This is a genomic window from Caballeronia sp. AZ10_KS36, from assembly GCF_023631105.1.
Classification (GTDB): domain Bacteria; phylum Pseudomonadota; class Gammaproteobacteria; order Burkholderiales; family Burkholderiaceae; genus Caballeronia.
In genome coordinates this window covers 201398-214219 of sequence record NZ_JALQDQ010000018.1, presented here as the reverse complement: position 1 = coordinate 214219, position 12822 = coordinate 201398, and the positions used below count along the sequence as shown (strand labels likewise).

At 64.8% G+C, this 12822-nt stretch carries 13 protein-coding genes; all 13 read left to right on the top strand.

Annotated elements, in window-relative coordinates; all coding sequences use genetic code 11:
* Positions 1 to 17 precede the first annotated feature (17 nt).
* Positions 18 to 1256: a beta-ketoacyl-ACP synthase II gene (fabF, locus tag NCR35_RS11145; protein ID WP_244846918.1), complete on the top strand. Its 1239-nt coding sequence runs from the start codon at positions 18 to 20 to the stop codon at positions 1254 to 1256.
* 19 nt (positions 1257 to 1275) lie between these two features.
* Entirely contained in the window at positions 1276 to 1749 is a 474-nt protein-coding gene (locus NCR35_RS11140) for a protein YgfX (protein ID WP_250534401.1), read from the top strand.
* A gap of 95 nt (positions 1750 to 1844) precedes the next feature.
* Positions 1845 to 2444, top strand: a complete 600-nt coding sequence (rpoE, locus tag NCR35_RS11135) for an RNA polymerase sigma factor RpoE (RefSeq protein ID WP_159836660.1) — start codon at positions 1845 to 1847, stop codon at positions 2442 to 2444.
* 83 nt (positions 2445 to 2527) lie between these two features.
* On the top strand, positions 2528 to 3178 hold the full coding sequence (locus NCR35_RS11130) for a sigma-E factor negative regulatory protein (RefSeq protein WP_250534400.1): 651 nt from the start codon (positions 2528 to 2530) through the stop codon (positions 3176 to 3178).
* Positions 3179 to 3235: 57 nt separating this feature from the next.
* On the top strand, positions 3236 to 4222 hold the full coding sequence (locus tag NCR35_RS11125; protein WP_250534399.1) for a MucB/RseB C-terminal domain-containing protein: 987 nt from the start codon (positions 3236 to 3238) through the stop codon (positions 4220 to 4222).
* A gap of 23 nt (positions 4223 to 4245) precedes the next feature.
* Positions 4246 to 5790 (top strand): DegQ family serine endoprotease, encoded by a 1545-nt coding sequence (locus tag NCR35_RS11120; RefSeq protein ID WP_250534398.1) that lies wholly within the window; start codon positions 4246 to 4248, stop codon positions 5788 to 5790.
* Between the two features lie 10 nt (positions 5791 to 5800).
* Entirely contained in the window at positions 5801 to 6061 is a 261-nt protein-coding gene (locus NCR35_RS11115) for a glutaredoxin family protein (protein ID WP_250534397.1), read from the top strand.
* Between the two features lie 146 nt (positions 6062 to 6207).
* Positions 6208 to 7998, top strand: coding sequence for a translation elongation factor 4 (gene lepA, locus NCR35_RS11110; protein WP_250534396.1), 1791 nt, complete (start codon positions 6208 to 6210; stop codon positions 7996 to 7998).
* A gap of 57 nt (positions 7999 to 8055) precedes the next feature.
* Positions 8056 to 8949, top strand: a complete 894-nt coding sequence (gene lepB / locus NCR35_RS11105) for a signal peptidase I (RefSeq protein WP_244846912.1) — start codon at positions 8056 to 8058, stop codon at positions 8947 to 8949.
* Between the two features lie 139 nt (positions 8950 to 9088).
* Positions 9089 to 10183, top strand: coding sequence for a ribonuclease III (gene rnc, locus NCR35_RS11100; RefSeq protein WP_250534395.1), 1095 nt, complete (start codon positions 9089 to 9091; stop codon positions 10181 to 10183).
* Positions 10184 to 10256: 73 nt separating this feature from the next.
* A complete protein-coding gene (era, locus tag NCR35_RS11095; protein WP_250472722.1) occupies positions 10257 to 11156 on the top strand; it encodes a GTPase Era in 900 nt (299 codons plus the stop codon).
* A 16-nt stretch (positions 11157 to 11172) separates the two neighbouring features.
* Complete coding sequence (gene recO, locus NCR35_RS11090; protein ID WP_250534394.1) at positions 11173 to 12045, top strand: DNA repair protein RecO; 873 nt, start codon at positions 11173 to 11175, stop codon at positions 12043 to 12045.
* On the top strand, positions 12042 to 12815 hold the full coding sequence (pdxJ, locus tag NCR35_RS11085; RefSeq protein WP_250534393.1) for a pyridoxine 5'-phosphate synthase: 774 nt from the start codon (positions 12042 to 12044) through the stop codon (positions 12813 to 12815). Before recO ends, pdxJ begins: the two co-directional genes overlap by 4 nt.
* The last annotated feature ends 7 nt before the right edge of the window (positions 12816 to 12822 follow it).

The window sequence follows — 12822 nt, the reverse complement described above, 5'->3', positions numbered from 1 at the left end:
ATGGATAAGGGGTTACCGTGAGCCGTCGTCGAGTTGTTGTTACAGGCCTTGGGCTCGTTTCGCCTGTCGGCAATACCGTTGCCGACGGCTGGGCCAATCTGGTGGCGGGCAAGTCGGGCATCGCCAACATCACGAAGTTCGACGCCGCGAACTTCTCCACGCGTTTCGCGGGCGAGGTGAAGGGCTTCAACATCGAAGACTACATGCCCGCCAAGGAAGCGCGCCACATGGATACCTTCATCCATTACGGCTTCGCAGCAGGCGTTCAGGCGATGCAGGACAGCGGCCTCGCGATCACCGACGAAAACGCGGAGCGCGTGGGCGTCGTGGTCGGCTCGGGCATCGGCGGGCTGCCGATGATCGAAGTCACGCAGACCGAACTGCTCAATCGCGGCCCGCGCCGCATCTCGCCGTTCTTCGTCCCGGCGTCGATCATCAACATGATCTCCGGCCATCTGTCGATCCGCTTCGGCCTGAAGGGTCCGAATCTGTCGATGGTCACGGCGTGTACCACCGGCCTGCACTGCATCGGTGAAGCGTCGCGCCTGATCGAATACGGCGACGCCGACGTGATGGTCGCGGGCGGCGCGGAAGCGACGGTTTCCCCGCTCGGCATCGGCGGCTTCGCGGCGGCGCGCGCGCTGTCGCAGCGCAACGACGACCCCGCGACGGCCAGCCGCCCGTGGGACACGGACCGCGACGGCTTCGTGCTCGGCGAAGGCGCGGGCGTCATGGTGCTGGAAGAATACGAGCATGCCAAAGCGCGCGGCGCGAAGATCTACGCCGAAGTGCTCGGCTACGGCATGAGCGGCGACGCTTACCACATGACCGCGCCGCCCGAAGACGGCGACGGCGGCCGCCGCGCGATGGTCAACGCGCTGAAGAACGCGAAGGTCAATGCGGACCAAGTCAACTACGTGAACGCGCACGGCACGTCCACGCCGCTCGGCGACATCGCGGAAACCATCGGCATCAAGCGCGCGCTCGGCGATCACGCGAAGAACATCGTCGTGAACTCCACGAAGTCGATGACCGGGCACCTGCTCGGCGGCGCGGGCGGGCTGGAGTCGGTGTTCACGGTCCTCGCCGTGCATCATCAGATCTCGCCGCCGACCATCAACATCTTCAATCAGGACCCGCAGTGCGACCTGGACTACTGCGCGAACACGGCGCGGGAAATGAAGATCGATGTCGCGGTGAAGAACTCGTTCGGCTTCGGCGGCACGAACGGCTCGCTCGTCTTCAAGCGTTTCTGAGCACGGCGCACTCGTCGGGATGGGGGACACGATGACGGGCGCGCATCTGAATCGGCCGCATGGGGAAGCGGGCACACCGCCGCGCATCCCCATGCGGCCTTCGCGTTTTCTGCTCGCGGCGCTCATCGGTTTTGTCGTTTTGGCGGACGCGGCCGTCTTCCGGACGGTCTTCGCGCAATTTGGGCCGCTTCACGCAACCGTGGCCGCGCTCGCGTGTCTAGCGGTCCTCGCGCTGGCCGGCGTGCGCTGGACGCTGCGTCAACCGGCCGCCATCGGCCTGCACGCGGACGGCGTCACGGTCTGGGACCGCGCGGGCTACGCGCAGTACCGGCGCATCGTCGGCTGCGCGCAATGGGGCGCGGTCGTCGCGCTCACGTTGTCATCGGAAGAGGGCAGGCCGCGCGCGCTTCTCGTCGCGGCGGATTCCATCGATTCCGACACCTTCCGCCAGCTTGCCGTGCGCGCCCGCCGAGCGGCGAGCGCCTACCTGTAACGACTGTAACGGTAGATGAGCGTCCGGGATAACGCGAAGTCCGTGACGCTACAATACCCGTCCGCGCAACAGCCCCAAGTCAAACGGATTCCCAGGTGAGCGAAAAAGAAATCGACCAAGTGCTGGTCGAACGCGTGCAAAAGGGCGACAAAGCCGCGTTCGAACTGCTGGTCGCCAAATACCACCGCAAGATCATTCGACTGATCTCGCGCCTCGTGCGCGATCCCGCCGAAGTCGAGGACGTCGCCCAGGACGCCTTTATCAAAGCCTACCGCGCGCTGCCGCAGTTTCGCGGCGAATCCGCGTTCTACACCTGGCTGTACCGCATTGCCGTCAACACCGCGAAAAACTACCTCGCGACGCAGGGACGCCGCGCTCCCACTTCTACCGAAGCAGATGCGGAAGAAGCGGAAACTTTCTCCGACGCCGACCAACTAAGGGATATCAACACGCCCGAGTCGATGTTGATGAGCAAGCAGATCGCTCAAACGGTCAATGCTGCGATGGCGCTTCTGCCCGAAGAATTGCGCACCGCCATCACGCTCCGGGAAATCGAAGGATTGAGTTACGAGGAAATCGCGGAGATGATGGACTGCCCGATCGGCACCGTCAGATCAAGAATTTTCCGTGCTCGGGAAGCCATTGCGGCAAAATTGCGTCCGTTGTTGGACACACCCGAAGGCAAACGCTGGTAAGCCGGCTGGAACTTCGGGACAGGGACGCGATATCTGGGTTAGGTGGTGTCACTACGGCTGGTTTCGAAGGATTGGGGAGCATCATGGGGTCGGTCTCGATGCAGGCGCAGGGAAATTCGCAGGCAAGCTCGCGCGGGGAGCGCATGTCGGCGTTCGTCGACGGTGAATCGCTCGGCGAAATCGGAAACATCGGTCAGTTCCTGGCGGAGCTGAAGAGCGAGGACCGCGCGGCGTGGTCCGACTATCATCTGATCGGCGACGCGCTGCGTTCCGACGATCTCGCCGAAAGCCCGGCGCGCAGCCGCGCGTTCATGGCGTCGTTCGCGGCGCGCTTCGAGGCCGAAGCGCACGTGCTGGCGCCTGCGGCGCTGCCTGCGGCGTCGGCTTCGGCGCAAAAGGCGCGCAGCAGCGTGCTGCGCCGGCGCGTGGTTCCGGCGTTCGCGGTGGCGGCCGCTGCGGCCACGCTCACGTGGATCGTCGTGCCGCAAATGCAGGGCGTCGGCTCGCAGTCGGGCGCACAAGTGGCGAGCCTCGCGCAGCCGGATTCGGTGCAGCGCGTCGCGCTGGCGTCGGTGCCGGCCGTGACCACCGCCGCGCCGGTCGTCGAGGCGAACATCATCCGCGACGCGAATCTCGATCAATACCTCGAAGCGCATCAGCAGTTCTCGCAGCAGCCTGCGATGCCCGGCGCCATGCCACTGATTCGCGCCGCGGTGACAACGCAGAGCCAATAACTGAAGGCAGGTGTGCGGTTGAATAAAACTAGATATTGGGGGCGGCTGCCGGCATTCATGTTGTGTGCAGCCGCGTTGTTGTGCGCGGCATCCGCATCGTTCGCTGACAGCGGCAACGCGCCGGATCGCAAAACCGCCGCCAACCTGCTCAACCGCATTCAGGAAGCGGCCCAGCAGCAGAATTACGAGGGCACCTTCCTTTATCAGCGCGGCGCGACGGTGCAGTCGTCGCGCATCACGCACGTCGCCACCCGCGGCGACGGCGACTACGAATCGCTCGAAAGTCTCGACGGCGCGCCGCGCCGGATGCTGCGCCATGACGACGACATGATCACGTTCGTGCCGGAGCGGCATCTGCTCGTCATGGAGCATCGGCAGAGCAAGGATTCGTTTCCGTCGCTGCTCGCCACGAGCGGCGATCAGGTGCTCGCGGTGTACGAGCCGAAGCTGCTCGGCACCGACCGCGTCGCGGGCATCGAGAGTCAGGTGATCGAGCTCGATCCGAAAGATGCCTATCGTTTTGCCTACAAGCTGTGGGCGGACGCGAAGACGGGTCTTTTGCTGCGCGCGCAGACGCTCGACCCGGACGGCCAGGTGCTCGAACAGCTTTCGTTCTCGCAGGTGCGCATCGGCGGGGCAATCGATAAGGCCTCGATCGCGAACGGCATGCGCGCCACGGCGGGCTGGAACGTCGTGCGCCCGCCGGTGCAGCCGGTCGACATGCAGGCGCAGGGCTGGCAGATCAAGCCGACCATCCCCGGCTTCAGGCTGATCCGCCAACTGCGCCGGCCGATGGCGTCGAGCGAGCAGGGCCAGCCGCCGATTCCGGTCGATCAGGCAGTGTTCTCGGACGGCCTCGCTGCCATTTCCGTGTTCGTCGAGCCGGTCGAGAAGAATTCCCGCAAGGAAGGCGCGGGCAACAACGGCGCAACGCATGTGCTCGTGAAGCGTCGCGGCGATTTCTGGATTACTTTGCTGGGCGAAGTGCCGCAAGCCACGTTGCAGCAATTTGCTTCTACCATAGAATACAAGCCTTCCAAGTAATCGAATCCCTCGGCCTTCCATCCATGAGCAACTACTCGCTGCGCAAGTTCATCGCGGCCGCGGCGCTCGCCGTGTGCCTGCCGTTCATCTCGCACGCGGCGGCGGCAGCGCCCACGGTGAACCTGCCGGACTTCACTTCGCTCGTCGACAAGGTCGGGCCTTCGGTCGTGAACATCCGCACGACTTCGCGCGTCGGCTCGTCGGGCGAGTTGCGCGGCTTGCCGCCCGGCCTCGACGAAGGCGACATGTCGGAATTCTTCCGCCGCTTCTTCGGCATTCCGATGCCGGGACAGCCCGGCTCGCCGCGCGGCAACGGCGGCGGTGGTGGCGGCGGCGGTAGTGGTGGCGGAGGCGATCAGGGCAAGGGCGGCAGCCGCAGCCTTCCCGATGACAGTCAGGACAACTCGGAGCAGAGCAGCGGCGTCGGCTCGGGCTTCATCCTCTCGACCGACGGCTACGTGATGACGAACGCGCACGTCGTCGACGACGCAGACACCATCTACGTCACGCTCACCGACAAGCGCGAGTTCAAGGCCCGGCTCGTCGGCGTCGACGAGCGCACGGACGTCGCGGTCGTGAAGATCAGCGCGTCGAATCTGCCGGCCATCACCATCGGCGATTCGAACAAGGTGCGCGTCGGCGAATGGGTGCTCGCCATCGGCTCGCCGTTCGGGCTCGACAACACGGTGACGGCCGGCATCGTCAGCGCCAAGGGCCGCGACACCGGCGACTACCTGCCGTTCATTCAGACCGATGTCGCGGTGAATCCCGGCAATTCGGGCGGTCCGCTCATCAACATGGCCGGCGAGGTCATCGGCATCAATTCGCAGATTTATAGCCGCACCGGCGGCTTCATGGGCATCTCGTTCGCGATTCCGATCGACGAGGCGATGCGCGTGGCGGATCAGCTGAAGACGTCGGGCAAGGTCACGCGCGGGCGCATTGCGGTCGCGATCGGCGAAGTGACCAAGGACGTTGCCGATTCGCTTGGCTTGCCGAAGGCGCAGGGCGCGCTCGTCAGCAGCGTCGAGGCGGGCGGGCCGGCCGACAAGGCGGGCATCCAGCCGGGCGACATCATCCTCAAGTTCAACGGCGCGAACGTGGAAACGGCGACGGACCTGCCGCGCATGGTCGGCGACAGCAAGCCGGGCATGAAAGCGACCATCACCATCTGGCGCAAGGGCCAGTCGCGCGATCTGCCGATCACCATCGCGGAGATGCAGCCGGACAAGGTCGCGAAGACCGAGCAGCGCCGTGCGCCGCAGCCTAAGGAGCGCGCGAGCAATTCGCTCGGCCTCGCGGTGAGCGACATTCCGGCCGAGCAGAAGAAGGCGCTCAAGCTCAGCGGCGGCGTGCAGGTGGATGCCGTCGAAGGGCCGGCGGCGCGTGCGGGCTTCCAGAAGGGCGACATCATCATGCGAATTGGCGATACGGACGTCACGAGCGCGAAGCAGTTCGAATCCATCGCGCAGGGGCTGGATGCCAGCAAGATGGTGGCGATTCTCGTGCGCCGTGGCGACAACACGCAGTTCGTGCCACTGCGCCCGCGCGTGCCGGCGCAGAAGTGACGGCCGCGCCATGAGTGAAGACCACGCTGCGCTTTTCGTGCTGTACGGGCGCGCGTGGTGCCATCTGTGTGAAGACATGCGCGCGGAGCTCGAACCCATCGCGCAACGCTTCGGCGTGGCGATCGAGTGGATCGATATCGACGACGATCCGCTCTTGGAGGCGCGCTACAACGAGCGCGTGCCAGTGCTGATGCTGGACGGCGTCGAGGTGTGCGAGCACCGGCTCAACGCGAATGCCGTCCTGGCGGCGCTCGCCTCGCGCCGCTCATAGGGCAAAGGGGGAAGGGCGAAGGGCCGCCGCACGCCGAAAACGCCTGTCCACCCCCTTTTCGGCTAAAATGCAGAAGTTTTCCCCCAATTTTTCAAGGCGTGCTCCGCATGTGTGAGGGCGCGCCTTTTTCGCTTGATCGGCACTGAATGAATCATATTCGTAACTTTTCGATCATTGCGCACATCGATCACGGCAAGTCCACGCTCGCGGACCGCATCATCCAGTTGTGCGGCGGGCTGTCCGATCGTGAGATGGAAGCGCAGGTGCTCGATTCGATGGACCTGGAACGCGAGCGCGGCATCACCATCAAGGCGCAGACGGCGGCGCTCACCTACAAGGCGCGCGACGGCCAGGTCTACAACCTCAATCTGATCGACACCCCCGGACACGTCGACTTCTCGTACGAGGTCAGCCGTTCGCTTTCCGCTTGCGAAGGCGCGCTGCTCGTCGTCGACGCGAGTCAGGGCGTCGAGGCGCAGACCGTTGCGAACTGCTACACGGCAATCGAACTGGGCGTCGAAGTCGTGCCGGTGCTGAACAAGATCGACTTGCCGGCCGCGAATCCTGAAAACGCGATTGCCGAGATCGAAGACGTGATCGGCATCGACGCGACGGACGCCGTGCATTGCAGCGCGAAGACCGGCCTCGGCGTGGCAGACGTGCTCGAATCGCTGATCGCGAAAGTGCCGCCGCCGAAGGGCGATCCGGACGCGCCGCTGCAGGCGCTGATCATCGACTCGTGGTTCGACAATTACGTCGGCGTCGTGATGCTCGTGCGCATCTTCAACGGCACGTTGAAGCCGAAGGACAAGATCAAGATGATGGCGACCGGCGCTCAATATCCGGTCGAGCATCTCGGCGTGTTCGCGCCCAAGTCGACCAACCTGTCGCAATTGTCGGCGGGTCAGGTCGGCTTCGTGATCGCGGGCATCAAGGAACTGACGGCCGCGAAGGTCGGCGACACCGTGACGGTCGCGAATCGTCCGGCCGCCGAGCCGCTGCCGGGCTTCAAGGAAGTGAAGCCGCAGGTTTTCGCGGGGCTGTATCCGGTCGAAGCGAATCAATACGACGCGCTGCGCGAATCGCTCGAAAAGCTGAAGCTCAACGACGCCTCGCTGCAGTTCGAGCCGGAAGTGTCGCAGGCGCTCGGCTTCGGCTTCCGCTGCGGCTTCCTCGGCCTTCTGCACATGGAGATCGTGCAGGAACGGCTGGAGCGCGAATTCGACATGGACCTGATCACCACCGCGCCGACGGTGGTGTATGAAGTCGTCCAGCGCGACGGCAGCACCATTCAGGTCGAGAACCCGGCGAAGATGCCGGAGCCGTCGAAGATCGAGGAAGTGCGCGAGCCGATCGTCACGGTGAACCTGTATATGCCGCAGGAGTATGTCGGCTCCGTCATCACGCTGTGCACGAACAAGCGCGGCCAGCAGATCAACATGCAGTACCACGGCCGTCAGGTGCAGTTGACCTACGAAATCCCGATGGCCGAGATCGTGCTCGACTTCTTCGACCGCCTGAAGTCGACGTCGCGCGGCTATGCGTCGATGGACTACGAGTTCAAGGAATACCGCGCGGCGGATGTCGTGAAGGTCGACATGCTGATCAACGGCGACAAGGTCGATGCCTTGTCCGTCATCGTTCACCGCTCGCAAAGCCAGAGCCGCGGCCGCGAAGTCGCGTCGAAGATGCGCGAACTGATCCCGCGCCAGATGTACGACGTGGCGATTCAGGCGACCATCGGCTCGAACATCATCGCGCGCGAAAACATCAAGGCGCTGCGCAAGAATGTGCTCGCGAAGTGCTATGGCGGCGACATCACGCGCAAGAAGAAGCTGCTCGAAAAGCAGAAGGCGGGCAAGAAGCGCATGAAGCAGGTCGGCTCCGTCGAGATTCCGCAAGAGGCTTTCCTCGCCATCCTGCGCGTGGACGAATGACGTTCGCGCGCCGCCGGGCGCAGAACAACAACCGACGATAACAACCGGAAGCGATTGATGAATTTCGCATTGATTCTCTTGATCCTCGTCGTGGTGACGGGTATTGCATGGGTGCTGGACAAACTCGTGTTCGTCAAGCAGCGCCGTCGCGCGGCGGACGCTGCCGTGGCCGAGTTCGACCGCCAGCAGGAACGCGTCGGCGAGCGCTTTGCCGATGAAAACGCCGATCAAACGCGCGCGCGCCTGCGCAACGAGGCGCTGCGCCAGCCGTGGTGGCTCGAATACACGGCGAGCTTCTTCCCGGTGATTCTCGCGGTGTTCGTGGTGCGCTCGTTCATCGTCGAGCCGTTCAAGATTCCGTCCGGGTCGATGGTGCCGACGCTGCTCGTCGGCGACTTCATCCTCGTGAACAAATACGAGTACGGCCTGCGCCTGCCGATCAGCAACACCAAGCTGACGCAAGGCAAGCCGCTCACGCGCGGCGATGTCGTCGTGTTCCGCTATCCGAAAGACGAATCGGTCGACTACATCAAGCGCGTGATCGGCCTGCCGGGCGATACCGTCGCGTACGAAAACAAGCAGCTCACGATCAACGGCAAGCCGGTTCCCGAAACGCCGCAGCCGGACTACTTCGACGACGAGCGCATCGGCTACGCGAAGCAGTTCATCGAAGATCTCGACGGCCGCAAGAACGCCATCCTCAACAATCCGCAAGTGCCGCCGTTCGTCGTCGGCGCGGACGACTTCCCGTACCGCGACAACTGCGTCTACAACGCGCAAGGCGTGACCTGCAAGGTGCCGCCGGGCCATTACTTCATGATGGGCGACAACCGCGACAACAGCGCCGACAGCCGCTACTGGGGCTTCGTGCCGGATAACAATATCGTCGGCCGCGCGTTCTTCATCTGGATGAACTTCAGCAACCTGAAGCGCATCGGCTCCTTCGAGTGATCCATCGCGGTGCCGTCGCGCTCGCGTCGGCACTGCTTCGAAACGGCGTGAAGAAGCGCGGCTAAGACCGTCTCGCCACGCGTTTTCCCGGCTCGCCGGGCGGAATCGGCCGCCCGCGCGGGCGCGTTATACTCTGTCCATGCCATCTTCTCCGTTGGAAAGCCGGCTGCAGTATGAATTTCGCAATGCGGAATTGCTGCGCCAGGCGATGACCCACCGCAGTCACAGCGCCACGCACAACGAACGGCTCGAATTTCTCGGCGACTCCGTTCTGAATTGCGTGGTGGCGGCGCTTTTGTTCCAACGTTTCAGCAAGCTCGACGAAGGCGACCTCTCCCGCGTGCGGGCGAACCTCGTCAAACAGCAATCGCTTTACGAAATCGCGCAGGCGCTCAACGTGTCCGAAGGCTTGCGTCTGGGCGAGGGCGAACTGCGCAGCGGCGGCTTCCGGCGCCCGTCGATTCTGGCGGACACGCTCGAAGCGATCTTCGGCGCGATTTTTCTCGACGGCGGCTTCGACGCCGCGTTCGGCGTCATCAAGCGTCTCTACACGCCGGTGCTGGATCACATCGATCCGCGCACCATCGGCAAGGACGCGAAGACGCTGCTTCAGGAATATCTTCAGGGTCACAAGATCGCGCTGCCGACGTACACCGTGGTCGCCACTCACGGCGCCGCGCATAACCAGCAGTTCGAAGTCGAATGCTCGGTGCCCAAGCTCGACGTGAAAGTGTCCGGCTCCGGCGCGAGCCGCCGCGCGGCGGAACAGGCGGCGGCCAAGAAGGCGCTCGATGAAGTCATGGCCGCGGCGCCCACGCTCGGCATGAAGCCCAAGCGCAAGGGCGCGCGCGCGGCCAAGCTCGCGCAGGTGGAAGTGGTGCCGGGCGTGACCGGCGTGCAGGCCGCGCTCGACTTGCGCTCGCCGGAGCGCCGCGAGCGCGATCGTCAGCGCAACCATTCCGCCGATGCGAGCGCGTCCGCCGAGCAGACGCCCGCCGCGCCGCTTGCCGTGATTCGGGCAACGCACGTCGAGCCGTCCGCTGCGTCGTATGCAGCCGCCGAGAAGCCGGAGCGGCACGTCATCCATCGCCCGGAGAAGGCGGTGAAGGGTGACGCGGCGCAAGCGACGGATGCGAGCGCCGACAACGCGCCGCCCACCGACGACGCGCGCAGCCCCGCCAGCGACGACGCCCCGGCCAGCCGCGTCGTGCGCGCCGCCGACGCCGGCCACTGACGCGCCTTCAGCCGCACATGCGCCCTCGCGCCCTCGCAACATCGCGCTCAACGAACCTTCGCCGCACACCACTATGAACGCTCCCACATCTCCCGGTTTCCGCTGCGGCATGGTCGCTATCGTCGGCCGGCCCAACGTCGGCAAGTCGACGCTCATGAACGCGCTCGTCGGCCAGAAGGTGAGCATCACGTCGCGCAAGGCGCAGACGACGCGCCATCGTATTACCGGCATCAACACGGTCGACGACGCGCAGTACATCTTCGTCGATACGCCCGGCTTCCAGACGCGCCACAGCGGCGCGCTCAACCGCTCGCTGAATCGCGCGGTGACGTCCACGCTGACGTCGGTCGATGCGATCCTGTTCGTGATCGAAGCGGGCCGCTTCGGTCCCGACGACGAGAAAGTGCTCGACCTGATTCCGGCCGGCACGCCGACGCTTCTGATCGCGAACAAGCTCGACCGCGTCGGCGACAAGGATTCGCTTTTTCCGTTCATGCAGCAGATGTCCGCGCGGCGCGACTTCCGCGAAATCGTGCCGCTCTCGGCGAAGAATCCGGACGACATCAAGCGGCTCATGTCGGTGGTGAAGCCGTATCTGCCGGAAGGCGAGCCGATTTACGGCGAGGATGATCTGACCGACCGCAGCGAACGGTTCCTCGCAGCGGAAATCCTGCGCGAGAAAGTGTTCCGCTGGACCGGCGACGAGTTGCCGTACACGAGCACCGTGCTCATCGACAAGTTCGAGACCGAAGGACGCCTGCGTCGCGTCTTCGCGACGATCCTCGTGGAGCGCGACGGCCACAAGGCAATGATCATCGGCCAGAAGGGTGCGAAGCTGAAGCAGATCAGCACCGAGGCGCGGCTCGACATGGAAAAGCTCTTCGACGGTCCCGTGTATCTGGAAACCTTCGTCAAGGTGAAAAGCGGCTGGGCCGACAACGAAGCGGGCCTGCGCGCATACGGCTACGAGTGAGGCCCGGACTACGCTCATGGACGCCGGCTCGAACGACCCGTGGATGCCCCCGCCCGCCGACGATCGTCCCGAGGACGACTTCGGCGCGAGCGAGCGCCCGGCGCCGAAGCGGCGGCGGGCATCGTCGTCCACTCCCGCCGCGGGCACGAACGCCCAACGCCCGCGTCCGCGCTCCGACTTTCGCGTCAGCGAGCAGCCGGGCTTCGTGCTGCATAGCTATCCGTATCGCGAGACGAGTCTCATCATCGACGTGTTCTCGCGCGATCACGGGCGCATTGCGCTCGTCGCGAAGGGCGCGAAGCGGCCGCATTCCGCGCTGCGCGGCGTGCTGCAAACCTTCCAGCCGCTCGGCCTTTCGTGGACCGGCAAAGGCGAAGTCCGCACGCTGACCACCGCCGAATGGGTCGGCGGCATGCTGCCGCTGCGAGGCGACGCGCTCCTGTGCGGCTTCTACGTCAACGAACTGCTCGTCAAGTTCTGCGCGCGCGAGGACCCGCATCCCGCGCTCTTCAATCACTACGTGCTGACGCTGTCGCGGCTCGCGCACGACGAGCCCGCCATTCAGGTGCTGCGCTCGTTCGAACGCGTGCTGTTGCGCGAAACCGGCTACGCGATGGCGCTCACGCGCACGGTGGCGCGCCAGGCCGTGCTGCCCGAAGGCCGCTACACGTTCGATCCCGAGCGCGGCGTGCGCGAAGCGTCCGACGATCTCCCCGCGCAGTGGCCGGTCATTGCCGGCCAGACGCTCATCGACATGGAGCGCGACGACTACACGAGCCCGCAAACCGGCGCGCAGAGCAAGACGCTGATGCGCTTTCTGCTGAACTACCATCTGGGCGGCGCGCCGCTCGCCACCCGTCAGATTCTGATCGACCTGCAAAATCTATGAGCTTCTTTCTCTCATCGCCCGCGAGCGTGATCGATCTCGGCGTGAACATTGATCACGTCGCCACGCTGCGCAACGCACGCGGCACGTCGTATCCCGACCCGATTCGCGCCGCGCTCGCCGCCGAAGAAGCGGGCGCGGACGCCATCACGCTGCATCTGCGCGAGGATCGGCGTCATATCGTCGATGCCGACGTGCGCACGCTGCGTCCGCTTTTGAAAACGCGCATGAATCTGGAATGCGCCGTCACGCGCGAAATGCTCGATATCGCGTGCGAAATCAAGCCGCACGATGTCTGCCTCGTGCCGGAAAAGCGCCAGGAATTGACGACCGAAGGCGGGCTCGACGTCGCCGGCCAGTTCGAAGCGGTGAAGGCCGCGTGCGCGCAGCTCACGGGCGCGGGCAGCCGCGTGTCGCTTTTCATCGATCCTGACGAGACGCAGATTCGCGCGGCGAAGGAAGCCGGCGCGCCGGTCATCGAACTGCATACGGGGCGCTACGCCGAAGCGCACGACGAAGCCGGGCAGCAGCGCGAATTCGAGCGCGTCGCGAGAAGCGTCGAGTTCGGCAATTCGCTCGGCCTGAAAGTGAACGCGGGCCACGGGCTGCATTACACCAACGTGCAGCCGATCGCCGCGCTCGATGGCATCGTCGAATTGAACATCGGGCACGCGATCGTCGCGCACGCGATCTTCGCGGGCTGGGACAACGCGGTGCGCGAGATGAAGGCGATCATGGTCGCTTCGCGTCTCGCCACGCAAACGAAGCGTTGAGGCGGCC

What these genes read in the sequence shown, in the direction of transcription:
- NCR35_RS11140 (WP_250534401.1), top strand. Translation starts at nt 1,276, where the DNA reads ATGGGGGACACGATGACGGGCGCGCATCTGAATCGGCCGCATGGGGAA.
- NCR35_RS11130 (WP_250534400.1), top strand. Translation starts at nt 2,528, where the DNA reads ATGGGGTCGGTCTCGATGCAGGCGCAGGGAAATTCGCAGGCAAGCTCG.
- NCR35_RS11125 (WP_250534399.1), top strand. Translation starts at nt 3,236, where the DNA reads ATGTTGTGTGCAGCCGCGTTGTTGTGCGCGGCATCCGCATCGTTCGCT.
- NCR35_RS11120 (WP_250534398.1), top strand. Translation starts at nt 4,246, where the DNA reads ATGAGCAACTACTCGCTGCGCAAGTTCATCGCGGCCGCGGCGCTCGCC.
- NCR35_RS11115 (WP_250534397.1), top strand. Translation starts at nt 5,801, where the DNA reads ATGAGTGAAGACCACGCTGCGCTTTTCGTGCTGTACGGGCGCGCGTGG.
- lepA (WP_250534396.1), top strand. Translation starts at nt 6,208, where the DNA reads ATGAATCATATTCGTAACTTTTCGATCATTGCGCACATCGATCACGGC.
- lepB (WP_244846912.1), top strand. Translation starts at nt 8,056, where the DNA reads ATGAATTTCGCATTGATTCTCTTGATCCTCGTCGTGGTGACGGGTATT.
- rnc (WP_250534395.1), top strand. Translation starts at nt 9,089, where the DNA reads ATGCCATCTTCTCCGTTGGAAAGCCGGCTGCAGTATGAATTTCGCAAT.
- era (WP_250472722.1), top strand. Translation starts at nt 10,257, where the DNA reads ATGAACGCTCCCACATCTCCCGGTTTCCGCTGCGGCATGGTCGCTATC.
- recO (WP_250534394.1), top strand. Translation starts at nt 11,173, where the DNA reads ATGGACGCCGGCTCGAACGACCCGTGGATGCCCCCGCCCGCCGACGAT.
- pdxJ (WP_250534393.1), top strand. Translation starts at nt 12,042, where the DNA reads ATGAGCTTCTTTCTCTCATCGCCCGCGAGCGTGATCGATCTCGGCGTG.